Source organism: Mesorhizobium sp. (genome assembly GCF_005063415.1).
Taxonomy (GTDB): domain Bacteria; phylum Pseudomonadota; class Alphaproteobacteria; order Rhizobiales; family Rhizobiaceae; genus Mesorhizobium.
In genome coordinates this window covers 1-23,988 of record NZ_SUEG01000064.1, presented here as the reverse complement: position 1 = coordinate 23,988, position 23,988 = coordinate 1, and the positions used below count along the sequence as shown (strand labels likewise).

20 protein-coding genes are annotated in these 23,988 nt (G+C 56.6%); 1 reads left to right on the top strand and 19 read right to left on the bottom strand.

The features are described 5' to 3' along the window. Positions 1-4 precede the first annotated feature (4 nt). From cysN to E5W70_RS17805, 12 genes are all read right to left on the bottom strand, one after another. On the bottom strand, positions 5-1,942 hold the full coding sequence (cysN, locus tag E5W70_RS17860; RefSeq protein ID WP_292660265.1) for a sulfate adenylyltransferase subunit CysN: 1,938 nt from the start codon (positions 1,940-1,942) through the stop codon (positions 5-7). Positions 1,943-1,944: 2 nt separating this feature from the next. Beyond that, positions 1,945-2,850 (bottom strand): sulfate adenylyltransferase subunit CysD, encoded by a 906-nt coding sequence (gene cysD, locus E5W70_RS17855; RefSeq protein WP_292660262.1) that lies wholly within the window; start codon positions 2,848-2,850, stop codon positions 1,945-1,947. A gap of 375 nt (positions 2,851-3,225) precedes the next feature. Continuing rightward, positions 3,226-4,542 carry an O-antigen ligase family protein gene (locus E5W70_RS17850; protein WP_292660259.1) on the bottom strand — a complete coding sequence of 439 codons (1,317 nt, stop codon included), beginning with the start codon at positions 4,540-4,542 and terminating at the stop codon, positions 3,226-3,228. Then, entirely contained in the window at positions 4,539-5,798 is a 1,260-nt protein-coding gene (locus E5W70_RS17845) for a hypothetical protein (protein ID WP_292660257.1), read from the bottom strand. The genes E5W70_RS17850 and E5W70_RS17845 overlap by 4 nt, the downstream gene beginning before the upstream one ends. Further along, entirely contained in the window at positions 5,686-8,064 is a 2,379-nt protein-coding gene (locus E5W70_RS17840) for a polysaccharide biosynthesis tyrosine autokinase (protein WP_292660255.1), read from the bottom strand. Before E5W70_RS17840 ends, E5W70_RS17845 begins: the two co-directional genes overlap by 113 nt. Before the next feature lie 50 nt (positions 8,065-8,114). Beyond that, positions 8,115-8,903, bottom strand: coding sequence for a polysaccharide biosynthesis/export family protein (locus E5W70_RS17835; RefSeq protein WP_292660252.1), 789 nt, complete (start codon positions 8,901-8,903; stop codon positions 8,115-8,117). Continuing rightward, positions 8,903-9,712 (bottom strand): CpsB/CapC family capsule biosynthesis tyrosine phosphatase, encoded by an 810-nt coding sequence (locus tag E5W70_RS17830; RefSeq protein ID WP_292660249.1) that lies wholly within the window; start codon positions 9,710-9,712, stop codon positions 8,903-8,905. The genes E5W70_RS17835 and E5W70_RS17830 overlap by 1 nt, the downstream gene beginning before the upstream one ends. A 513-nt stretch (positions 9,713-10,225) precedes the next feature. Next, positions 10,226-10,702, bottom strand: coding sequence for a hypothetical protein (locus E5W70_RS17825; RefSeq protein ID WP_292660246.1), 477 nt, complete (start codon positions 10,700-10,702; stop codon positions 10,226-10,228). A gap of 328 nt (positions 10,703-11,030) precedes the next feature. Further along, on the bottom strand, positions 11,031-11,489 hold the full coding sequence (locus E5W70_RS17820) for a hypothetical protein (RefSeq protein WP_292660243.1): 459 nt from the start codon (positions 11,487-11,489) through the stop codon (positions 11,031-11,033). A 37-nt stretch (positions 11,490-11,526) separates the two neighbouring features. Then, positions 11,527-12,702: a glycosyltransferase family 1 protein gene (locus E5W70_RS17815; protein WP_292660241.1), complete on the bottom strand. Its 1,176-nt coding sequence runs from the start codon at positions 12,700-12,702 to the stop codon at positions 11,527-11,529. Further along, the gene (locus tag E5W70_RS17810; protein ID WP_292660281.1) at positions 12,699-13,670 is read right to left on the bottom strand and encodes an SDR family oxidoreductase; all 972 of its coding nucleotides are present in this window, start codon (positions 13,668-13,670) and stop codon (positions 12,699-12,701) included. The genes E5W70_RS17815 and E5W70_RS17810 overlap by 4 nt, the downstream gene beginning before the upstream one ends. Positions 13,671-13,676: 6 nt before the next feature. After that, positions 13,677-14,501, bottom strand: coding sequence for a class I SAM-dependent methyltransferase (locus E5W70_RS17805; RefSeq protein ID WP_292660238.1), 825 nt, complete (start codon positions 14,499-14,501; stop codon positions 13,677-13,679). Positions 14,502-14,855: 354 nt separating this feature from the next. Here E5W70_RS17805 and E5W70_RS17800 point away from each other — a divergent pair, with 354 nt between their 5' ends. Beyond that, positions 14,856-15,716, top strand: coding sequence for a hypothetical protein (locus E5W70_RS17800; protein WP_292660235.1), 861 nt, complete (start codon positions 14,856-14,858; stop codon positions 15,714-15,716). 78 nt (positions 15,717-15,794) lie between these two features. Here E5W70_RS17800 and E5W70_RS17795 read toward each other — a convergent pair whose 3' ends face one another. The 7 genes from E5W70_RS17795 to E5W70_RS17765 form a co-directional block, all read right to left on the bottom strand. Continuing rightward, a complete protein-coding gene (locus tag E5W70_RS17795; protein ID WP_366509715.1) occupies positions 15,795-16,775 on the bottom strand; it encodes a glycosyltransferase in 981 nt (326 codons plus the stop codon). A 305-nt stretch (positions 16,776-17,080) separates the two neighbouring features. Continuing rightward, positions 17,081-17,911 (bottom strand): O-antigen ligase family protein, encoded by an 831-nt coding sequence (locus E5W70_RS17790; RefSeq protein WP_292660229.1) that lies wholly within the window; start codon positions 17,909-17,911, stop codon positions 17,081-17,083. A 638-nt stretch (positions 17,912-18,549) separates the two neighbouring features. Beyond that, positions 18,550-19,302, bottom strand: a complete 753-nt coding sequence (locus E5W70_RS17785) for a class I SAM-dependent methyltransferase (RefSeq protein WP_292660225.1) — start codon at positions 19,300-19,302, stop codon at positions 18,550-18,552. After that, positions 19,299-20,471: a glycosyltransferase gene (locus E5W70_RS17780; RefSeq protein WP_292660222.1), complete on the bottom strand. Its 1,173-nt coding sequence runs from the start codon at positions 20,469-20,471 to the stop codon at positions 19,299-19,301. The genes E5W70_RS17785 and E5W70_RS17780 overlap by 4 nt, the downstream gene beginning before the upstream one ends. Further along, positions 20,468-21,793: a polysaccharide pyruvyl transferase family protein gene (locus tag E5W70_RS17775; protein ID WP_292660219.1), complete on the bottom strand. Its 1,326-nt coding sequence runs from the start codon at positions 21,791-21,793 to the stop codon at positions 20,468-20,470. Before E5W70_RS17775 ends, E5W70_RS17780 begins: the two co-directional genes overlap by 4 nt. Positions 21,794-21,797: 4 nt before the next feature. Further along, on the bottom strand, positions 21,798-23,345 hold the full coding sequence (locus E5W70_RS17770) for a lipopolysaccharide biosynthesis protein (protein ID WP_292660217.1): 1,548 nt from the start codon (positions 23,343-23,345) through the stop codon (positions 21,798-21,800). Between the two features lie 175 nt (positions 23,346-23,520). Beyond that, a partial coding sequence (locus E5W70_RS17765; RefSeq protein ID WP_292660215.1) for an acyltransferase occupies positions 23,521-23,988 on the bottom strand: 468 nt, incomplete at its 5' end.

Genomic DNA, 23,988 nt, shown 5'->3' with positions numbered 1-23,988 from the left:
GTCGTCAGATACCGCCGCCGTTATCATATTGGTCTTCGGCAATGTCCCGCTCGTTCAGCCAGTGTTCCAGGGCGTCCACCATCTCCTCGGCCGATTTGCCGAGTGTCTTGAGATGGATTTCGGGCTTTTCCGGCACCTCATACGGTGAATCGACGCCGGTGAAATTCTTGATTTCGCCGTTCAACGCCCGCGCATAGAGGCCCTTCGGGTCGCGCCTCGCGCATTCCTCGAAGGGTGTGTCGACAAACACCTCGATGAATTCGCCATCGGCCATCAATTCGCGTGCCATGCGCCGCTCGGCGCTGAACGGCGAAATAAACGACACGATGACGATCAGCCCGCTGTCGGCCATCAGGCGCGCCACTTCGGCGACGCGGCGAATGTTCTCGACACGATCGGCGTCGGTGAAGCCGAGATCGCGGTTGAGGCCGTGACGGACGTTGTCGCCATCGAGAATGTAGGTATGACGGCCGGTGGCGAACAGCTTCTTCTCGAACAGATTGGCAATGGTCGACTTACCCGAACCCGAAAGCCCGGTGAACCAGAACACCGCCGGCCGCTGGTTCTTCATATCGGCACGCGCGCGCTTGCCGACATCGAGCGACTGCCAGTGGATGTTTTCGGCGCGGCGCAGCGAATGCAGGATCATGCCGGCGCCGACCGTGGCATTGGTGATGCGGTCGATAAGGATGAAGGCGCCGGTGGTGCGGTTCTCGGCAAACGGATCGAAGGCGATCGGCGACCGCGTCGAGATGTTGCAGATACCGACTTCGTTCATTTCAAGCGACTTGGCCGCCTCATGGGCAAAGTCGTTGACGTTGACGCGGTATTTCAGGTCGGTGACGGTGGCGCTGGTCTGGTCGGTCTCGGTGCGCAGGATGTAGGAGCGGCCAGGCAGCAGCGCATGTTCGTCGAACCAGACGATATTGGCGGCGAACTGGTCGGCGACCTGCGGCCGCGCCGCCGGCGACACCAGCATATTGCCACGAGAGACCTCGACCTCGTCGTCGAGGACAAGGGTGATGGCCTGGCCGGCGATTGCCTGCTGAAGATCGCCGCCATGCGAAACGATACGCCTGACATGGGAAGATTTGCCGGATTTGGCGACAACCACCTCATCGCCCGGCGCAACCGAACCGGAGGCGATGGTGCCGGCGAAGCCGCGAAAATCGAGGTTGGGACGGTTCACATATTGGACGGGAAACCGGAACGGCAATTCGACCGCGGCCTCGTCGACCGAGACGGTTTCGAGATGTTCGATCAGCGTCGGGCCGGAATACCAGTCCGTCCTATCGGAACGGCCGGTAACGTTGTCGCCATAGCGGGCCGACATCGGAATGGGCACGGTTGTCTGGAAGCCGAGCTCACGTGAGAATTGCGCGTAATCCGCGACGATCTGTTTAAAAACCGCCTCGTCGAAGCCGACAAGATCGATCTTGTTGACGGCGAGCACGATGTGGCGGATGCCGAGTAGCGAGGCAATGATCGAATGTCGTCTGGTCTGACGCAGTACGCCCTGGCGGGCATCGATCAGCACGATGGCGAGATCGGCGGTCGATGCACCTGTCGCCATGTTACGCGTGTATTGTTCGTGGCCGGGCGTGTCGGCGACGATGAACTTGCGCTTTGGCGTGGCAAAGAAGCGATAGGCGACGTCGATGGTGATGCCTTGCTCGCGCTCGGCCTCGAGGCCGTCGACCAGCAGCGCGAAATCGACGTCGTCGCCGGTGGTGCCGTGCTTGCGCGAATCGCGCTCGAGCGTGGCCAGCTGGTCCTCGAAAATCTGCTTGGTCTCGGAAAGCAGGCGCCCGATCAGCGTCGACTTGCCGTCATCGACCGAGCCGCAGGTCAGGAAGCGCAGCAGCGACTTTCGTTCCTGCGCGGCCAGATAGTCGCGGACGCCGTCGGTTGGGGCAAGGCTCTTGGCCATGATGTGGCGCATGCTCAGAAATACCCCTCGCGCTTCTTCTTTTCCATCGAGCCGGCTTCGTCGCGGTCGATCAGGCGACCTTGCCGCTCGGAAGTGCGCGCCGTGAGCATTTCGCCGACTATCGCCTCCAGAGTGTCGGCGTCGGAGTCAATCGCCCCGGTCAGCGGATAGCAGCCGAGCGTTCGGAACCGCACCATCCGGTTCTCCACCGTCTCGCCGGGCCGCAATTGCATACGGTCGTCATCCCTCAGGATGAGCATGCCATCGCGCTCGACGACCGGCCGCTCCTTGGCCAGATACAGCGGCACGATCGGGATGTCTTCCTGGAGAATGTACTGCCAGATGTCGAGCTCGGTCCAGTTCGACAACGGGAACACCCTGATCGATTCACCGGCAGCGATGCGGGTGTTGAAAATCTTCCACATCTCCGGCCGCTGGTTCTTCGGATCCCAGACATGCTGGGCGTTGCGGAACGAGAAGATGCGCTCCTTGGCGCGCGACTTCTCCTCGTCGCGTCGCGCGCCGCCGAAGGCAGCGTCAAACCCGTATTTGTCGAGCGCCTGCCGCAGCGCCACCGTCTTCATCACATGCGTGTGGGTATTGGAGCCGTGATCGAACGGATTGATGTTGTCGCGCACGCCGTCTTCATTGACATGGACCAGGAGGTCGAAGCCGAGCTTTTGCTGCATCTGGTCGCGAAAGGCGATCATCTCGCGGAATTTCCAGGTCGTGTCGACATGGAGAAAGGGAAAGGGCGGCTTGGCCGGATAGAATGCCTTCATCGCCAGGTGCATGAGCACGGACGAATCCTTGCCGACCGAATAGAGCATGACCGGCTTAGCAAAGGCCGCGGCCACCTCGCGAAAAATATGGATGGATTCAGCCTCAAGCCGCTGAAGGTGCGTAAGTGCGATATTCATGGACTGTGAGCGTTCTTTCGTGCCAACCACGGAAGGGCCTATAACGGGCGCGATCTTCAGCCGCCCGGTTCAAGCTGCACTTCTGGACAATCTATTTCTCGTGGGGGCGTTCTAGCAGATCGTTCCTGCCCAGAACAATGCAAGACAGGCTTGCGGCGGAATGGTTCGGGAATGAATTTTCCATACAGCCCGCAAAATCGGAAATTTTCTGCTCAGCGATAGTACGCCAGTTGCTCAGGGTCGAACGGCTTGCACTTGGGTGCGCCGGAAAATATTGCCTGGGCTTGGGAGGTTAAAAGCCAGGAGCCGGCGGTCAGGGCGCTCGGACAGTCGTCCGGCTCATTCAGCCAACGGCCAACAGCCGCGACAAGATGGCTAAGACGAAGTTCCGATGGGAACAAGCAACTTGTCACCGTTGTGGTCTATCTCAATCATCTCGCTCTTGCGGACCAAGCGTTCTGCAAATCCCTTGTGGAAGATGATGGCGTTCATATAGGCAAAGGTCATCGCCAGCGCCCCGGTTCGCAGCGGATAGTCGACCAGCGAATGAACGAGAAGAAAAGATACTGAGAGGAATGCCGCCTTCTGAAGCGGGTCACGGCGAACCCTGGCCAGTGCAGCGAAAAGGAGCACGAAATAGCCTACCATAAGTGAGATAGCAGGAATTCCGCCTTCGAAAGCAATTTCAAGGTATTCATTGTGGGCATGATTCACATACTCCCTGAAAATCATGCCTTCTCTTTCGTATATCTGATAGGCTTTCTGGAAATTACCGTATCCAATACCTACTGCCCAATTGTCCTTGATGCCCTCGATTGTAGTTCGCGCAAATTCCCCTCGCCCGAACGCCGGGTCGAGCGCCTGTGCATCCAGCTTGGTCCAGGCGCTTATCGTGTAGATCGAAAGCCCGATAAAAATCAGAAGAACGCTGAACCCGCTCACCCTCGAGCGAGCTGAGAGAAAGACCACGGACAATACGGTGATCGCCAACCCGATCAGAACACCGGCACGCGAACCAGCTGCCAAAAGCAGCAGCAAAAGTGTGACTAGTCCAAGCGACCCGGACAAAAGTCGCCCACGGAAGAGACCATGATAAATGACGAAGGGGATCGAGACAAAGAGCAAAGCCGCAAAATGATTCCGGTTCGCAAAAAGCCCGGCGTTGATCGTGAAAGGCAACAATCCCTTAATAGCGACGTCGTCTGAGAGCGAATATTGAATCGCTCCCGCCAATCCATTGCAGATCACGCCCATGAAGAAGAATGGAAGAAGCGCGCTGACCTGCCCGGCACGCAAACGCAATGCGGCCAAAAAAAACGCTGCAGCGGCCAGAAGATAAAGCAGGCATTCGACCGTGCGGCCGACCCCAACGCTGATGAAGCGAAATCGGCTTTCTCCAACCCAGGGATATCCGAGTAGCTGCTCCGCCCGCAACCCGTTAAATATGCCCGCAGGCAGTGGGACGATTTGCAAAACCGCCAGCGCCACGGCGAAGACCAGCAGCCACAGAACAGGCCGGGGGATTCTCTGGCCGGGAGCTTGCGAAAAGACCGCTGCCGCCGACAAAATTGCCGCGACCTCGATCAGTGTGTCGGTATAGAGGCCGCTTGCCGTACCACCACCGATCAGCAGCGATACAAACAAGACCGAGCCGAGGAGATATTTATCCCATTCCGACGGCCGGTCACTCAAGATGGAAGTCTCTCGATGCTCAATTTGTGCATGACCAACGTTCCCACATATCGAAATCGCCAGCTCTCTGCAATGGCGGCCGTCTTCAGCGTCAACACTTGCATGGGGCAGTCAGTCGGCTCAACCGAGAAATCCTGACTCAGAGTTTGTCGGTTGAATGTCCCCTCCGGAATGTTGAACCGTGCTATCTCGCCGCTCGGGCCTAGGCATCTAATCGACCAGAACAACTCCTTTGGAAGCTTCAGGTTTCGTGCAGAGGCAATCAGTGAAATTCTGTACGCACCCGGAGGCAGCGCAACATACTGCTGAAGAGCTGTGTTCTTGACCGGCGTGTTCAAGAACCGAACCGTAGCTCCGCCCTCGCCCTCCACCGCGTCCTGGGACGTGGCAAATGTCACTTCCAAGCCCGATTGATCGCGGACCTGCCAATCGAAGGGTTTGCCGCCCGAGACCGGCTCAAAGGTGCCGTTGAAAATATATCCCACTAACTTTCGCTCTTGCTCGGACAGGCTGAAAAGAAACAGCCGATAGGCCGGTCCATAGTCCTGTTGGCGAAAATAGCCGTTTATGACGGCGGTCAGTTCGCCTGAATTCGGTGGCGCGTTTGATCCGGTCAAGTCGAGCAGCAGCCGATTTGCGAAATCGAGACCCTCGCGGGTTTTGCTAAGAGCATAGATCAGACTGGCTCTCCAGGGCGCCTCCCCCCTGATGGCGGTCAGCACGGCTTGATACCCGCTAGGATTTAAGAGGATTGTGGGTAGGCCATCCGAGATCGTCGGAAATTGGTCCGGCCACCGCCGGAGCAATATGTCGATCTCGCCGACGGCCTTTGACAAATCACCTGTCTCGGTCGCGTGGCCAATTGACCTCTGGAGTGCATGGATTTCTGTCTTGGATAATCCCAGCGCCTGATCGAAAAGCCTATTGGCTTCGTCTTTCTCGCCTTGCCGGTATTTGATCTCACCGATCAGGCTATAGAGACGTGCGTCGGCCAGGTTGAAACGAAGCGCATCCTCGGCCCTGGTAAGTAGGGTCTCTAGGTCCGGAGCGTCATTCGAGTCGTTCAGATCGCTGGTGATCTCGCCTATCAGCGCATCGACGTTCAGCGGATCCAGCGCAAGAGAAACGGCTGGTGTGTCCGTTTCAAGAAACCGACTTAGCCCGATCGACGAAGCCGCCAATACTAGAACGGAGGCGACGAACCAAACGCTTGAACGCCGGAGATTTTGCATAAGCGGGCTGGTCTGTTCCATCATCCACTTTGCCCTCAATCTTCGCTGTATCCGCGCCATAGCTATAATATTGGTAGTTCATGTACTTATAGGCGTAGTTATAGTCGAACTTGTTCACCGCGAATTTTGACATCGCGGCCCCAACAACGTTGGCACCGGCGGCTCGCATGCGCTTCAATGCCGCCTTCGCCGACTTGCGTGTCACCTGATTGGTGGAGATGACCATCAATGTACCCTCGGCAAGCCGACTGAGGATTGGCGCGTCCGAGAGGCCGACGATCGGCGGCGCGTCGATGATTACAACATCGAACCGCTTCCCGAGATTGGTAATGATCAGAGCCATCTTCGGCGAAGAGAGCAGATCGGCGGGATTTGGAGGAATCGTTCCAGAAGTCAAAACGGTGACATTTGGATATTTCGTCGCCCTGAAAATGCTCGCTAGATCCTCTTTGCGGACAGTGTTCGTCAGCAGATTGCTCAGGCCGATTGTATTGTCCAGACCAAACAGGCGGTGAAGATTCGGTTTCCGAAGGTCCCCATCGACAATGAGAACTCTAGCGCCCAGCGCGGCAAAATCCTGTCCGAGTTTAAACGATGTGGTCGACTTGCCTTCCGAAGGCTCCGAACTCGTGACGACCAGCGATCGTGGCGCGCCTTCCGCACCGGAAAACTGCAGCGATGTTCGAAGCGAACGATAGGCCTCTGACAGCCCGGACTTCTGGTCGGCAATAGCGGCCACGAGTTCCCGGTCATCGACAAGCGGCAAGATGCCGAGCATTGCCAGTCCCAGCTCTTTTTCAACCTGCTCGGGATTGGTAAAGGTGTTGTTCAACAGCTCGATGACATAGATGATCGACGCGCTCAGAGCCAGAAAAAGCGCCAGCGCGATCGCGACGTTGATGCTCACGCGCGGCGAATATGGGCTATTCGGCTGGGTGGCAAAGTCCACGATTGCGGCGGTTTGCGTCTTGAGTTCGGAGCTGACACCAACCTCGTTCAGCTTGGCGATCAGGCTGTCGTATTGCGACCGGTTGGAATCTACTTCGCGCTTAAGAATCGTATATTTGATGTTCTTATCGTTGAAGACAACCTGCTGCTTTTCCATTTCGGCAAGTTTGGCCTTCAGATCGGCCTCCTTGTTCTGCGCCTCCTGATATTTCAGCCGCAGCGAGTCTGTTATCGCCAGGACGCCGTTATTATAGAGCCGCTGTAACTCCTTGATCTGCGACTGGAGCTGCTGCATTTCCGGAAAGCCAGGCTTTAAAATCCCCAATTTCTGCTGGTATTGACTAGTTAGATCCGCCAGTTTGTCGCTGAGCGCTTGTAGACCTTTGCTTTCCAAGACAGGGCTGAGGCTTGATCCGCGGCCTTTGTCGATCTGGTCCACAACCCGCCCTGCATCGAGACGGTCCTGGATCGCGGTCGCCAGAGCGGTGTTCAGCGCCTCAATATTCGAGCCTATCAGCGATTTGTCGTCGCCAGTTATCGTGATGCCCGCATCCTTCGCATAAGCGACCAGATCCTCTTCGGATTTCTGCAGCTTTTGCTTCACCTGCAGAACCTGTTCCTGGATGAACTGTCGTGCCAAGTCGGATGTTTCGCTGGTCTGGTCGAGGCGCTGGTCAATAAAGCTTTGCGCGACCTGATTGGCAACATCACTTGCATATTTCGGCTTCTGATCGACAAACGTGATCGATAGCAGGCTCGTGTTGGGAACGACGGTGACGGTGAGATCTCTTAGAATGCGCCCGATCGCAATTGCTTCCCGTTGCTCCGGAGTTTTCTCCTCAACGGAGGGCGATTTGGAAATACCAAACGCGCGGTAGAAAATATTGCCGAGGGAAAAGTCCGGAGTGGGAAACAGGAAATCCGGCTTTTCGCTGAGGCCCAGTTGAAACGCCACACGCTGGGCCAATGCGCGGCTTTTGAGCTTTTCACGAGCGGTCAGAAAGGCCCGGACGTCCGCGTTTTCAGAGACCACCTCGATGTCCTGGAAGACCTTGGCCGAAGGAACCAGTACCTCCAATTGCGTTGTGGCCTGATATTTTGGCGTTTGCATCATGGTAACAATAACGCCGGCGACAAGCCCAGCTGCCGCCATCATGACGATTAGCCAGCGGTACTGGACAGCATAAAAGAGCAGCTTTAGCGGACTGAAGCCTTCGTCCTGCTCGGAGTAGTCGCGGCCATAGGGGCTATAGTTTTGCGCACCGTCATAGTAGAGGTCTGCCGACAGGGCCTGGCCGTGTCCTGGTCCTGCAATTTGATGCTGTCTATTACGATCGAGCATGGCGCGAGGTAATCCTAGGTTTGGTATTCCGAATTCAGACCGGCCTCGATTTATAGTCCCGGGATCACTGCAATTCGGGCTGCACTTGAAGCAATACCGAGAGCGTCCTTGAGGTTGCCCATCGCGATTTTCGACTTCGAAGCGAAGACGACAATCTTATCGCCACCATAAATGCGTGGATTGAGGCTCTTGCCACCACGAATCTGCTCCATGTTGTAATTAGCAACCAATGTGTTTGGACCGATATTGCGATAGACGAAGACCTTTTTTGCATCTCCAATCGTATTGAACCCTCCAGCGAGGGCAATCGCGTCGATGAGAGAAGAATTGCTCGACACCGGATAGATACCAGCCTTATTGACTTCGCCATCGACGGTTATGCGCTGTCCGATCGACTCCTTGACGAAAATCGTGACGTCGGGTGACTGCAGGTATTTGGCGCCGTAGGCGGTTTCGACTTCCTGCTCTAACTGACGCACCGTTTTTCCGGCGGCGGTGATGGTCCCGATAAGCGGAAGCGAAATCTGTCCGCTGGAGTCGACTTGAACCGTTCTGTTCAAATTGTCCACCTGGAACACATTCACTTCGAGCACATCGTTCGGAGACAATGGTTGCTCGCTGCCGTTCTGGGTGTTTTGCGGCGCAGGCAGATCCTTTACCACCTGCAGAGCGCCACCGCCCGCAAGTGGCGTCGAAGATGACGTCAATTGCAACGCATCGACCGAACTCGACGAAGACGATGTCGTCGATGAGGTGCTCGTGCAGGCCGACATTGCGAATGAACCGAGCAAGAGTAGTAGGGTCCCCACATGGCCTTTTGCGAAACGAACAATCACCATCACGCTATCCCGCCCTTGAACAAGCGGCTCAATCCTCCAAAGCGCCCGGCGTTGCGGGCGTTTGTTTTATTCGGACGTGCTTTTCCGACCGCCTCGATGGGCCGGTTCGCCAATATCTCGCCTGGACGTTTCAACACCATGTTGCGGGCCTCGTCTTCCCCGCATCGTTTGGCCGCAGCAGCAACCGCCTGTGAAAGCCCGGGACGACGGCGCGTAGCGCTATGAGTGTCCGATGCGATGATATCCACCCTGCCCTCGTCAATCAGCTTTTCCGAATAGTAAAGTGCCGTGCGTCCAAAAGCACCAACAATCGAGTCTGCGGTAAGCTGGATCAGGCAGCCCACTGCGTTCAACCTCTCGATAACGTCGTAATTCGTTTTGATCCAGGTCAAACGCTCGGGGTGAGTAAGAATCGGGATGAAACCGGCGTTTATGAGGCGTAGGGCGAGATCCTCCATTCGCGGAGGTAAAACATGATGCGGCGGTTCGAACAGAAAATAGCGTGACCTGTTTAAGGTCGGCACGCTGCCACCCGCTAGTTGGTCCGGAAGATTCGGTGCTATGTGAACATCGGCGCCGACGTAGAGAGCGAGTGGTATAGCAGCGCGGCGCAGCGCCTGGTGCAACTCTTGAACCGCCCGGACAATATTCGATGTTCCGTTTTCGTATACGCCCGGCGTCACGTGCGGCGTGCACGCCATGTGGGTCGTTCCGTCGGCAACCGCCAGCCGAGCCATTTCCAGCGATTCGGCAAGATTGGGTGAGCCGTCGTCGAGGCCGGGCAAGATATGGGAATGTAGATCGATCATCGGCGTTTGCGGCTGCAACGAAGCAACGTGGTGACATCATCGCAAAAAACCACAAATGCGTCACCGGGAGGGCAGCAAATGCCCCCCTTGTCATGCTCACGCAATAGGATGAATGGCGGATCCCAACTACTGGCTGTCAGAGTCGTCATCATGCAGGCCGATGATCAGCGCAACACTGCCGCTAAAAGCGGCAGATACCCGCACAAAAGGACCGGAACTAAAACAGGCGACGCCCGCAATCGCTGATACACAAAAGAAAACGGGACCAAGCGGTTGGCGGAGCTTCATTTTCGTCCCTCTAGAAACCTGTGGCCTGACCCGCCAACGCAATCGCCCAAGACGAATTACTTTGGCGCCAGATCAAAGCAATAGAGCGACACGGCTAACAAAATTTCGCGAAGCTAGAACCGTCCGAGCGGAAACATCTCCATCGACACCAGCAGGCATTGGGGATCGGCAAGAACAACATAGTAGAGGCGCTCGCCCCTGCTGCCGCCGTTTGTTAGCACCCGCTTACTGGCTGACCCCGTGGTCTTTATCAGCCGTTGCAGCCAGAATACCGGCCCCAAGAGCCATGCCACCAAAGATGTAGAGCGGCGTGTTGTTATTATTGTTGGAACCACCTGTTTGGGCAGTCTGCTCAGAACCGAGGACATTGAGGCAAATCTTGTTCTCGACACGGGAAATGTCGAGGGTCGAATTGGCCGGCACGCTCAAATTGCAGCCGCCAACATGGACCGAAGCCGAGCCCTTGCCGCCAACCACGACGCGGCTGCCGAAATCCAGAGCGCCGCCCGCTTGAGCCGGGCCATAGCCAGCAACCTGCGAGATCATTACATCGCCATCGACGTGACCGATTGATCCAATCGGGCCTACGCCCTGATAGGCGGTTGCACAGGTGCACGATGCATCCTGCGCGAAAGACTGCACCGGGGCGAAGCCGGCCAACGCAACAACTCCGGCCAACGCACTTTTCACAACTGGGTTCATCCGCATCAATCCTTCTGTCCCACGTTACCTGAGGCCCACCAACCACCAAGCTATTCATCAGCGCGTAACAGCTTTCTGCGCCAATTCCAACCTATTTCGCATATGCGAGATAATTTTTGGTTTCAGTGTGATTGATAGAGCACACCGTCAGAATATCTTAATAAGTCATTTTTACAGCCGGCCAATGGCAGGCTCCCGGCGGGCCGACCGATCTGCCATTCCTTGTGGCCCGCTGACGCTACCGTCGCTCAGACGCATTATACAAAACCTTGCAATCAACAATGTCTCTGACACCATCCATCCAGCTTTCTTGCATTCGAGGCAAGAACTACGAGTCTTGCGCGCAAGACTTGTAGGTCGAGCCCGCCTGCGCCGGCTGTCCGCACAGGATACCGGCCTCGACGAGCTTTGCAGCCAGATCCGTGCCGTCGGAGGTGAGGCACTGCACCACGACGGCATCACGGAATTTCGGCGCGACGTTGCCGTCGCACGGTGTCCCCGTGCCGACGGGTTTGCATGTCAAGGGGAGTCCTTGATAGTCCCGGCGCACGGCTTCGGTGACCATTTTGCGCATTGACTGCGGCTTGGTAAATGCGACGCCGCACAGCACGATCTTGCGACCGGCGACCCGCAGATCGTCGATTGATTGGACGGCAAGCTTGCCATCGAACGATGTGAGGACTGCAACCGGCTTCGGCGCCGGCGCGCGAATATTCGTTCCCTTGTTGATGACGATGAAAAGAAAGCCGCCCGCAAAAGCCAGCGCCATGAACGCAAGTACGGCCATCTTCCCGATCGACAATTCCCCACTCCCGATTGAATAATCAACGCGCGGCAGTTCTGGCCTTTTCAAACAAGGCAAGGAGTGCTGCCGCGTAGTCCCGTCGGCGGATCTGCTGGCGGCCTTGCAGCTCGGCGACCCTATCGCGGACAATGCGTGGGCCCTGCCCGATTTGGAGCAGCCGCTGTGCAAGGGCTTCCGTGTCGTCCGGCGGGAAGAAGAGCGCGTCCGGAGCCTGCTCGCGATGCAGCCGAATGTCGGACAGCAACATGGGCGCACCCAGAGACTTCGCCTCTTCAACCGTGGTCGACCATCCCTCGAAGTGGGATGGATTCAAAAGGCAGTCCGTCGCGCCGATCAGACCAACGACATCCTCGTAGGGGATCAACCCGAGGTATCGAAAATGACCCTCAAGCCGATGTGCTTGCGCAAGGCCCATCAGACGCTTGAACAACATCGGATCACGAGGATCCGTGGTGCGCCCCGTGAGGATTATCGGCGGCAAGCTGTCCAACGCTCCGAGCCTGTCTATATGTTTCAACGCCTCGACGACCAGTCCGTGATTCTTGTGGATCCAAAACTGGTTGGGCAGGAAAAAGAAGCGCTCCGGCAGATCGTGCGCCCGGCGCGCGGCTTCGGTACGCGCCATGACGGCGCCTGGATCGAGATCGATGGCGAAGCGCACCACGGCGGTCTTGCCGCGCGAGGCCGGATAGAATGTTTCGCAGTCGGCGAGCGCATCCTCGCTCGAGAGCATTATCGTGCGGTTGCCGGACGTCTGCAGACGGAAGCCGAGATCTCTGCGCCACCAGGCGCGACACGGAAAGAGATGGGGCAGACGACGGTGCTGAAAATCCGGAATCCAGGAAATGACCGGCAGTGGGAATCGGTTGCCGAACCACTGAGCGACTTCGAATACGAGATCGACAGCGTGTGCGACCACAAGATCGGCAAAAGCCCGGTCACTTCCGCCAGCGACTGCGATCAGCCCTCGCTTGCCGAGCCCGGCGTCCATGACCCGGTCGTCGACAATAGCCGGCGCGGCCAACATGTGATCAAAGGATGCGCCGACGCTCGCGTGCTGCTCGGGCGTCAAAAACAGCTTCGCCTGAACCTTGCCGCCCAACTCCGAGGCGATGACGCTCAGCATATTGCGCAGATAGGACTCGCCGCCTGACCAGGATCCGCGACCGATCAGCGTGAAGCCGACGGTAATCAAGGCGCGGCGCGTCGCAGACGGTCGACCGGTTCGGCGACAATTTCAGCACGATACCAATCGACATAGCCGGCAATGCCCCTGCCGAGCGGCATCTGCAACCGAAGCCCCTCCGGGACACCCGACGGATCGGAGATGAGGTTGACAGGGTCGCCCCGCCGGGATTCTCCTGAAAACGAGAGGCGATGCTTGCCTCCCCATGCCTCCAAAACCATGCCCGCAATTGTGCTGACGGACGCAGCGGCGCCGGCACCACCATTATAGACCGCAAAGCGCTCTGCATCGGCAGGCAAGACGCGATGGATCAATCGCACTACATCCGAGACATGGTGCCAATCCCGCATTTCCGCTCCCGTGCCACCAAGCACAATGTCGGTTTCGCCCGACGCGAGCCTGCCGCAGAGGTCCCAGAGCAGTTGCTTGCGCAGTCCCTCGCCATAGACGGAAAAAAGTCGGGCCACAGAGACCGGCTGCCCGTATGAGGCACAATACGACCGGCCCAGCTCTTCCACCATGCGCTTGTGATAGCCATAGGGAGAATAGGGATCGAGCGCGGCATCGACCTTGATCGGGCCGAAATGGCCGCCGCCATAGACGGCAGCGGAGGACGCCAGAACGACGGAGGCATCCGGTGCATGACGACGCAGGAAATCGAGGACGCAAGCCGTGGAACCTACGCTTTGTTCAAAATCCTCCAGCGGATCGGCAATCGACTGGCCCACCGTTGCGCCTCCCGCGAGATGATAAACGGCCGCCGGGGGGCCGTGCGCAGCCAGAGCCGCATTCAACGCTTCCTTGGTCACGCCGCCGGAAAAAAATGCACCGCCGGTCGTGGTCACGAATCCGGGTGCTTCTCTTCGGCCGAAGCCGACAACCAGATGCCCCTCATGGGCAAGAAACCGGGACAGGTGAAGGCCGATGAAGCCACCGGCTCCAGTCACCCAGGTAGGTTTCGCCGCTTTCAGCTGCATCACCAATCAGCCCTTTCCTTGCTTATGGCAAAGGAAAGAGACCAGGCGCCCGGGCCGGCGGTCAAGCAATGCCGCTGCTCCAGCAATGGCACCGAAGGGCAGAGGCGATAGTGCCCGGCGGACGAGCCCCGACAGGGGGCCGAAGACTCCAGCGAGCCTCTCGCGAATTTCGGATGTTGTTATAGGATCATAATTCACAACCGATTGGAAAGAGTTCATTTCGCTATTGATCGTCAGTCCTGCCTCTTGCAACGCAGCGCGGTAATCCGCCAGCGTGAAGGCATTCTCCCCGCCGTAGAGATGATGCAGCGGATGAGCACGTAGAAACGGCTCCAGTTGTTTCGGTCCGGAAATCACATGGTCGCGCAAGGACAGGAACGTCGCGCCGTCACGTGAGAGCCGCGCAACCTCGCGGCAGAATGCCGGCAGGTCATGCGCATGATGAAGCACTTGCCGGGCAACGACCAGATCGTAGCCCGCCGCGGACAACGGAATAGCTTCACCAAAGGCTTCGAGCACATCGATGTGCGTGCCTGTCTTTTCGGCAAGCGTCCGTATTGCTGCAGCACCGACAAGCGCGCTGGGATCGGGCTCGACAGCGGTTACCGACCAGCCCTCGCGCGCCAGGGCATAGGAGAGGATGCCATTGCCGGCGCCGAGATCGAGAGCACGGCCCGCCTTGTGCGGGATCATGCTGCGAACCGCTTGAAACTCCGCACTTTCGTGATAACGGCGCGCCGCGATGACCGGATCGTCGAAATAGGCGGCGCGGGCAAGCTCCTTCATCGACGGCTCGCTCATGCACCAGCGAACGGCGTCTTCCCAGGTCATGGCCGTTTCAGGCATGGGGAAAAACCATCTGTCGGATCACGTGGGGCGGATTCCCAGCAACAAATGCGTAAGCTGGATTCATGGTCAAGAGGATCTCAATCTCCCCGTCAGATGCGCCCACAACAAGCGCCGCCAACTTGGATTGAGGAGCCTGGTGGCGCCTTGGTCATAGGATCTCATGCTTCGCCGGTCCATTGTTTCAGAGGGATGACCAAGCTCCAAAAGAAGCACGGCCCCGCCTCTATCGCCTTGCAAGTGCGCGCCGATCACGCTTCCGTTAGGACGTTGTCCCAAGCTCCCAGCTACGCTACCGTTTCTCGACTCGTCAAGTTCAGCTTGTAAGGAATTCAAACCGTGCAAATTTCGGCCGTGCAAAAATTCGCCAGCTGGCGACGCCGGATACCGAACATCATGTTTTTCACCACAGCATTCTGTGTGATGTGCCTTTTGGCCGGCGTATTGCCCGCGACGTCGCAGACGCACGTACCGTTCAAGCTTTTCGAAGCTATGCGGTTCATTGGCGGGCCTGATTTCCAGGCGTTTGGTTTCGAACACCTTACGATAGCCGACCCTCATGTTCTCGGACCGGATGTTCCTGATGCCGGCCAGGTGCGGCAAGCGCTGGCCTTGCCGAGGAGCAATGAATATCTCAATATCGACATCGAAAGCTGGCCCTTGGAAGGTCCGGACCAGGCATCGTCGCTCGCGAAATTCCAGAAGACGCTCGGCGCGTTCAAAAAAGCTGACCCGAACGTCAAGATCGGGCTCTATAGCGTTTTGCCGATCAGGGATCATTGGAGAGCGATCGGCCACGAGGGGGCCGCGGCGCAGGACGAATGGAAACAGCAAAACACCGTTGTTGCGTCCTCTCTCGTCCCTTACGTCGATGCGCTCTTTCCCTCTCTCTACACCTTTTACGGCGACAAGGACGCCTGGCTTGCCTACGCGCAAGCGAACATCCGCGAAGCGCGAAGAATTGCACAAGGGAAGCCGATCTATTGCTTCCTATGGCCTCAGTTTCACAAGACTGTTGCCTTCCTGCCAGGCGACCTCTGGTATGCTCAACTGGACACCTGCAGAAGGCTGGCCGACGGAATCGTGATCTGGGGCACGATGCGTGGCGGTCCACGGGATGGGCCCGCGAAATGGGAAGAAAAAGCGGAGTGGTGGCAGGCTACCTTGAGATTCCTTCGAGAGCAGGGCAAGATTCGCTAGGCTGCCCCGTTTGACTTAGACCTAGGGAGTGGTCGGGCTGGGCTGGCGCCAACTACAAGGAAGGTTCAAATCCGTCCGCTATACCAATTCGAGAAACCGCTCAAACTGGCGTTTCTTGCTGTACTCCTCACGAATGGCGCGATTGCCGGCCCAACCGATCGTGTCCCAGCTTCCGTCGTCCAGCCGACGTTCGATTGCCTTCGATGCCTCCTGCGGCTGGTCATACACCACCAAGGTTTCTCCATTGCGCATCGGTGCTGGATAGTTGCCCGCATCAGAAATCAGCAGCGCGCCGGCACCCATCGTTTCGAAACAGCGCATGTTGCCGCGGTCCGGGCCCGCCATGTCGATCGAGGCGTTCACCACGACCTTCGCCCTTCCGAGTTCGGCATACATGGCGCGGCCGAATACCGGGGGCGCACTGACGCTACGAATCACGTGCGGCCGGCGGACCGCTCGCAAAGGGCCGAACCAGCCAAGCGGTGTCTCGGCGAGCGGTGTATAGCGCGACAGATCCAGATGGAAAACGACCTTGCGGCGGTCGGACAGTCGCGCGACGGTTTCCAGAATCTGTCGCCGACGCTGGTGATGGCGGCTGTAGCCGCCGAAGAAGAGCACATCGACATCCCTCCTCCGGTTTGCGGCTATGGCATCGAGCTCCGGATCGTGGGCGGGAAAGAAGTGAGCCGTCTTGGCGCCCTGCTCTTCCCAGAGTCTTCGCATCGAGGGGAAATTGCAAACGACGAGATCATATCCCGAAAAATCGATCCTGCCAGGCGCAGCGCGCCAGGCAATCTTTCGCTTCACATGCCCCGGCAGCCGACGCACGAAAGAGCCGTCGTAACGAAATGGATCAAGATTGTAGAAGATGTCGGACTTGTGATGCTCGATCTGCGCAAGAAGGATATCGGCTAGCGATGCGTCTTCGCCCAGCCCGTTTTCGATCGCCCATGCGCGCTGCAGCGATTCGTCATCTCCGTTCGTGAAAAAGGCTTCCGGGCTGCCGGCGAGCGCCGGCAACAGAATATGCGACGCCCCGTAGCGGTCGTTCAAAAACACGTCTCTTTGAGGTTCGAACCCGCGAACTCCCTCTACAAGCCCAGTGAGTCTGGCCCGATAGCTTGTAGAGATCCCAGAATTTTGAAAAATACGCATGGCTGGTCCCTGCTGGAGTTTGGTCTTGGAGCTGTGGAGCGCTGACAACGATCCGCCATCTGCCGATTCGGTGACGGCCTGTGGACGAGCGGCACGACTCGCCTACACCCAATCGGGGCGGAGTTCGAAGGCGACCAACGCTGAAGCCCATCGGATTAGGAGGACAACCCCGTGCCAGATACCTATCGCGGCGGGATAACCGACCCCTACTAAGCCCGAATCTCCGCATTGCGAGCTTTGGCAAGGAATCCCTGGTATCCATACCAAAACGATATCGTCAGAGCGGAGGTGACCCAGAAAACTGAATTTCCCCATAGGCTGCCGCTTGCCATGCCGGCGATCGCTTCCCTGATGAATAGCACCGCAGTCAGAACGGCAGCGAGCGGGAATTTGCCGGATCGAATGATACCGACCGTCGATCTGAGCGCCAAGAGTATGTGAGCCGCAAACGGCAATGATCCCAGCGCGCCCATCGCCATCAGGGATTCAAGATAGATGTTGTGGGGATAGAAATTGAACTGCATCTCGACCGCATAACGCCCGAACACCGGATTTTCTAGAAACTGCCCCCAAGCTCCAGCGAACAATTGGCTGCGTACCATTGTGGACTGATCGGCATCCACGTTGATCGTCTGAAGTCTCGCAATGACAACGTCGATGAGCTCCACGCCGCTGGTCGCCAAAATTGCCATGGCGACAAACAATGCTCCCAAAACGGCGAACACTCTTTTTGAGCCTTTAAGCAACAGTATGTAGACCAATAGAGACCCCGCGCCAGCAATATAGGCACCGCGAGACTTAGAAAACACAACAACCATCAATAACATTGGACCAAGTATTATTGCTTGAATCGTCAGTTTTCTGGTTTTTCCCAAGACAAGAAAAAGATATATTAAAAAGGCGAAAGCTGTATGTCCCATCGCTATGGGGTTTATTTTGTCTATAGACATCCTCTCGCCTTGGGCTGCGAAGAGTACGTCTCTATTGAGGTAAAGCCCAATCAGAAAGATAACGCAAAGCGCGTTCATGACAAGGATCATATCTGTGTTTCTTATGGCCCTATCCATCGATGCGATAATAAGCGTAGCTCCGACACTGGACACCAGGAAAACACTGAATACCATCATAGGCCCAGGCGATATGTTTATCGAAGATAAGTAAACATTTTCAACAAGTCTGCACAGATAAAGAACAAAAAAGAGCTTCATTGGAAGAAGCGCGGCCGTTGACGACCTCAATTTTGACGGAAGAAGCACATATGAGCCAAACGTTATCAGAACGATGGCTAACCTTACCAGGATCGACCCGGTACTTCCCTCTGGATCAAACCTGTTTACCCACCCGGCAAAAGCGTACACGCCACAGATTGCAAGCGCGAACGCCGTTGCAGGAGAAAACAAAATGCGCCGGTCAACGTAACCTTTCAAATGTGCAAATCGGCGGCGAAACCCTCCTCGATCGAACCCGGCCGATGTGTCGTAATGAGTATTGGCTCTCTGAGTCATGGGACTAGTCTACCCAAGGCGAACTTAACACGATTGGCCCACACCGATTTCTGAATGTCCGCCATGCAAGTAACGGAACGTTTGCGTCTCGCTTCTGCGCGGTTGATGATGAATCGAGCCCGACAGCTGTCGACGACACTGGTCGGAGGCGCAGTATTCGGCGGTTGTGCATTTTAGCCTCCCCCCGAAGCCGGCGGGGCTGACGGCTTTTCAGCTACCAGTAGATAACCCATCGGCATGCTCTCGCGCGTCGCCAGCCCTAATTTCTCGACGGGAGGCAACGCTCGCATCAGCCTGGTAAGCCAGTAGACAGAATCGGCAATCCAGGGCCGAGTCGACACCGCCTTCGTGGCAAGATCGGAAAGAACATCTGTGACGCCGCCGTAGGATGACAACTCGATTGTGCTTAAGCCAGCCTTCGCCGCCATCCGCTCCAACGCAAAGCGCGTGTAGCGATGGTAATCATGAGGGACCTCGTGCAGCCAGTAAAGGAACGGCGCCCCGAGTATCAGCTTACCGCTAGGCCTCAAGGCCCGGGCTGCACTGTCGAACAACGCCTGCGGCGTATGCAAATGTTCGATAACATCGCTGGCGATGATCGTATCGAAACTCCCTTCCTCCAGGACCAACTGCTCGTTGAGGTCCGCGAACAGGTCGACGTAGGCAGTGCCATGTGTACTGCCCGGCCAATCGACGCAGAACACATCACTGACATAGTCGCGGTAGATCCCGTAAAGCGGAACGGCACCACAGCCCAGATCGGCGAGACGACCCTTAGCATGAGTAGCGATCGCAGTGGCATAGACGGATGCCAATCGATCGGCGATCAAGCGCGACCGCGCCGGTACCTCCTTGCGATTCGAGCGCCAAACGCCCTTATCTGTCCGTTTGAACTTAGTGGGCTTCCACTGGTCGACATTCTTCATTGAACCGGGCCTTCAGCGAAGTCGAGAGGTTTCGCCATGGCCGGCAGCATCATGGCTTGTCGAAGGTGATCGCGCGTGTGCCGTTGCGTGAAATGATCCAGCACACGCCGCCGCCCGGCATGCCCCATCTCGGCAGCACGGCGAGGCTCCTCCAAGAGGCTAGCAAACGCCTTTGCCATGCTTTCGATATCGTGTTCGTCTACAAGTATGCCGGTCTCACCATCGACAACAGCCTCTGGAATGCCGCTGTGACGTGTCGCCACAAGAGGGAGAGCGCTTGCCATGGCCTCCAGGATCGATACCGGCAGGCCTTCCATATCCCCATTGCGGGCCGTCACCGAATGTTGCACGAAGATTGCAGCGTTCTGCATCATCCGCTGAACAAACTCTGTGCTTTGATAGCCATGAAAGACGATACGGTCCGACAGGTTTTCCTGCCTAACCAATGCCTCACATCGCGCCATGAGAGGCCCATCCCCAACCAAATCAAGCCGAGCCCCGGGAAACCTTGAAGCGATCCGGGCGAACGCCTCGATCACCAGGTGCGGTGATTTTTTTTCAACAAACCGCCCTACGAAAAGGAGCCGACCGCTTTCGCGCTTAGATGATGTGAAGCGCTCAGGCAAAACTCCGCATGGACTGACATGCAGTTTCTCATTCGGACAGCCGATTTGAAGCAGGCGATTGGCGATGAAACGTGATGGCGTGATGATGCCGTCAGCGCCGGCGAAGAGACGCCGGTAACGATGTCGCCACAAGTGCTTCCTAGGCATCACGGTAGAATCCGCCCCATGGGCATGGGCGTATAGTCGCACGCCGGCGCGGCGACAAGCGGGAGCAAACAGCGCACCCATCGTTAGATACTCGACAAGGGCGGCCTCCACATTGTGGGCCTTGAAAAATTCGACAACTCTGTCTTCATCCCTCCTCGACATCCCATCACGGACATACGCAAGCCAGCATAGGCGCGTCACATTGGCGATGCGGGCAGGTAGCCGGCTAAGCGGCGACGGCCCCGGAACCCCGGAAAGAACCGGATAGCCGAACTGATCGGAACCATCGGGTTCCTGGCAGACGAGCACAGTCTCACCGGGCGCAAGGTGGCGAACATGATCTCGGATAAAGGTCTCGGAAGGCGTGTTGAAGAATTGCGAAACGACCGCAATCATGACAGCGCCCCCGGCTGCAATTCCACTGGTGCAAATCTGTTTTTGAGAATACCGACAGTGGATTGAGCACTGTCACGCAACTCAAGCGTCCCCCGCCATGATTTTTCTGTTATCGATTCCTGGTCCTGCCACCAGCGCTCGACAAGAGCGCGAAAACTATCCGGCTCAATCTTATCGATGAAAGTTATGTATTCCTGCAAATCAAGCGACTGGAAAAGATCCGCTGTTTTCCTCTCATAGCAAATCGGCAAGACTGGAACGCCGCGGCACAGACACAGAATGCACATATGCATGCGTGTGCAGATAGCGGCATCGAATTCATCAATTTCGCGAAGCAATGTTTCAGTGTTCCTGAACTGCGAATCGACGACTACGCTGTCTCGAACGTGATCTGGTAGGTATTTCAAGACATCTCGCGCCGTGTCCGAATCGTTGAAACGATACTCAGGAATTCCCTGGCAGGTCGAAACAAACGTCACTTCGGCCCCAGCCTCCTCCACGAGCCACGCTGCGGCCCGAGCTACCGACTGGTGGTACTTCGCTCGGCCAACCTCCAAGCCTCGTTCCCCGAAATCCGCCCATGGCCGCACCGAAACGGCGATCCTTGGCCGCCGTCCCGGGGTCGCAGCCCGCGATGCTGCGCGACGTTTCTCGATCTGGTTCTGGTCAGTCAGAACGAAAACGCTGTCTGCCACTATTTCAATGTTACCTGTGTATCCGGTGAGCTCTTTCGCAAAAGCCATGGATTTTTGGTCTCTGACCAGTATGAGAGGGCTTTTTCTCAAAACGACCGCAAGTCGGCGGAAGATGCGATCGTCGCCAAACGGACCCATAGATTGCGTGAAAAAAATGGGCGGCTTTCCGAGATAAATGTCTCTCTCATATTCTGGCAGACGGAGTGCAACCGACCCTAGATGTTTCTTTGAAAGGTACGTGCCACCTGTCGAAACAATAAGATCTGCGGAGATGTACTCTCGCAACGCCCGGGCCACCGTTCCTCCATATCCAAGGTATTTCAACCATCCAAAATTCCGCTGCACAAACGTCATTGCCATTACAATCGAATAAATCAACTTTAACTCTAGCCGGCCCTTGGTCAATCTATTCACCAATCGAACAGCTATGCTCTTACGAATCTGGGCGGAAGGGAAACAAATAAATTTGCTTTCCGGATAATACCTTGCAGCGACTTTCTCGTCCATGTCCGCAAAAACGACCTCAACATCGTCTCCGAACGCGGTCCTGAGAATGCGTTTTGTTGCGACTTGGATCGCGGCGTCTCCGCCGTTCAAAAAAACCGTTGTTTCAACGATTACTTTCAATAACTTAGGTCCTCTGACGTTCGTCTTTGTCCAGAAAAAGCCGCATGTCCCCTAACATGGAACCGGCGAAACGATACGGAGCAACGACAAAAATTGCATAGATTGCGATCGTGATGCTCGAGTTCAACACGATGTTGCCCCCGGCTGGCAGAGATAAGATGTCAGATGAGAGGCCGAACGAAATCCCAGAATAGTGAAACAACGCGACGACCGCTAGATAAGCACAGAAGAATGGCGCCGCAGCCTTCACAAGGTCCCTAAATCTAAGCTTTGTATCTCTTGTTGCATAAAGCCAAAGCACCGGGGTGAATACCCAGGACGTGATAGACCACGCAAGGGCAACTCCAGAAGCACCCCATTGAACAGCAAATAAGAAGGCCGCAAAGCGAATAGCCGACGAAAAGATAGAAAATACAAATAGCTCGCGAGCTCGACCCACAGAGATGAGCGCCCAACCACCAAACTGGCCGGAAATACTCGTAATGAGGGACAACGAAAGTACCATCAAAATAGTACCGGACTTCGACCAGTTCTCTCCATAAACGAGCGCGACAATTTGTTCCGCATTGATGGTGATAAGGATACACAATATCGTGTTCATCATGAGTGTAAGTCGCATAGCGCTAAGGTAGGTTCTAGCCCATTTGTCGGGTTGGGTTTGGAGTCGGCTCAGCATTGGAATGATAACCGAGCCAATTGGCCCACTGACGAGCGTTATCGGCAACATGAACAAAGAGTACGCGCGGGTGTAGAAACCGAGTTCGCCGGGACCGGATTTCCAGCCGATCAGCACATTGTCAGATTGCCGGTTGATGTAGTTTGTGAATTGAGATCCACTGTAATGGATTCCAAAATTAATAGCCGATCTTGCATTTTTCCAATTCGCGACCTTGGTCGGACGCCAAGGTGACAGCATCCACTGGCCAACCGTGCCAACCGAAGCCGTGGTGAGCGTCGCCGCAGCGAGCGACCAGTATCTGCAATCCCAGCCCCATGCCATTGCAATGCCGACAGCAAATCCACACAAGAGACTGCCAAGATTCACAGCTTGCAATGACATCCAACGCATGTTGCGAACCAACAGCGCCTTGTGCTGCGCACCGGTCGCAGTGATCGGAATGGCCACCGCCAGAACCAGGATAAGGTGAAAAACGCGAGAATCATTAAAGAGCCAGGTTGCGACCGGCGCCATCAGCCAGGTCAGCGGCATGAGAGCGAAACCGACGCCAAGATTGACGAAAAATAGAGCGCTGACGGTGTCATGATCAACCTCCTTGCGCTGGATGGTCACCATCGACAGACCTAAGTCGGCGAAGACTCCGACAAACGCCGTGGCGGACGCTGCCATGGCCACCAGACCGAAGTCATCGGGTTGAAGCAAACGTGCCATCAGCGCCATGTAGCCGACTTGTGTGAGAAGAATTAAAGCCTGGGCGCAGAGGGCTATGATCCCTCCAGATGCCGTGCGTCTCCCGAGATCGCGCGTTAAATGGTCATTGGACAGTGCTGAATCTATCGGTGTATCAGAACGATCGGATGGGCCCCTCGTCACAATAACAGTCCACCGCGCAATTGTCGGCTGCTCACGGGGCCGTACGCGTAGCTATGTGGCATATGCCGCAATCTGCTTCGCCCGCCCCCTTTAGCGAAACAATATACTATGGTCATGCGGGACGTTATCACCAAACCGATGCCGGCCATCCAGGCGATGTTGAGGAAACAGTTCCTCATTCAATCGACCCGGCATGCGCCGGTACCAGGGACCGTATGACCTTGCAGGGCACGCCGCCCGCCAGGCAATCCGGCGGGATGTCGGAGGTAACGACGCTCCCCGCCGCGATGACGGAGCGTGCGCCAATCCTCACCCCTTTCAGGACCGTCACGTTGGCGCAGAGCCAGGCATCGTCCTCGATTACGACTGGCGCGGTAAGTGTACCCCGCCCTTGCCTCCGGTCCAGATAATCGACGGCGTGAAAATCGGTGTCGAAAATATTGCAGTTCACTCCGACCAGAACATTATTTCCAATTGCTATGTTCTCGGCACAAAAAATAGACGCTCCGGAAATCCCGACATTATCCCCTATGGAGAGTTTTCCTGATGACCCAACAACCAGCTGAGTGGGATGATTTATCCCGGCTCGATTGAACCTGGATTTACTGACGATGGTTACGCGATCTCCGATCTCGAGGACGCC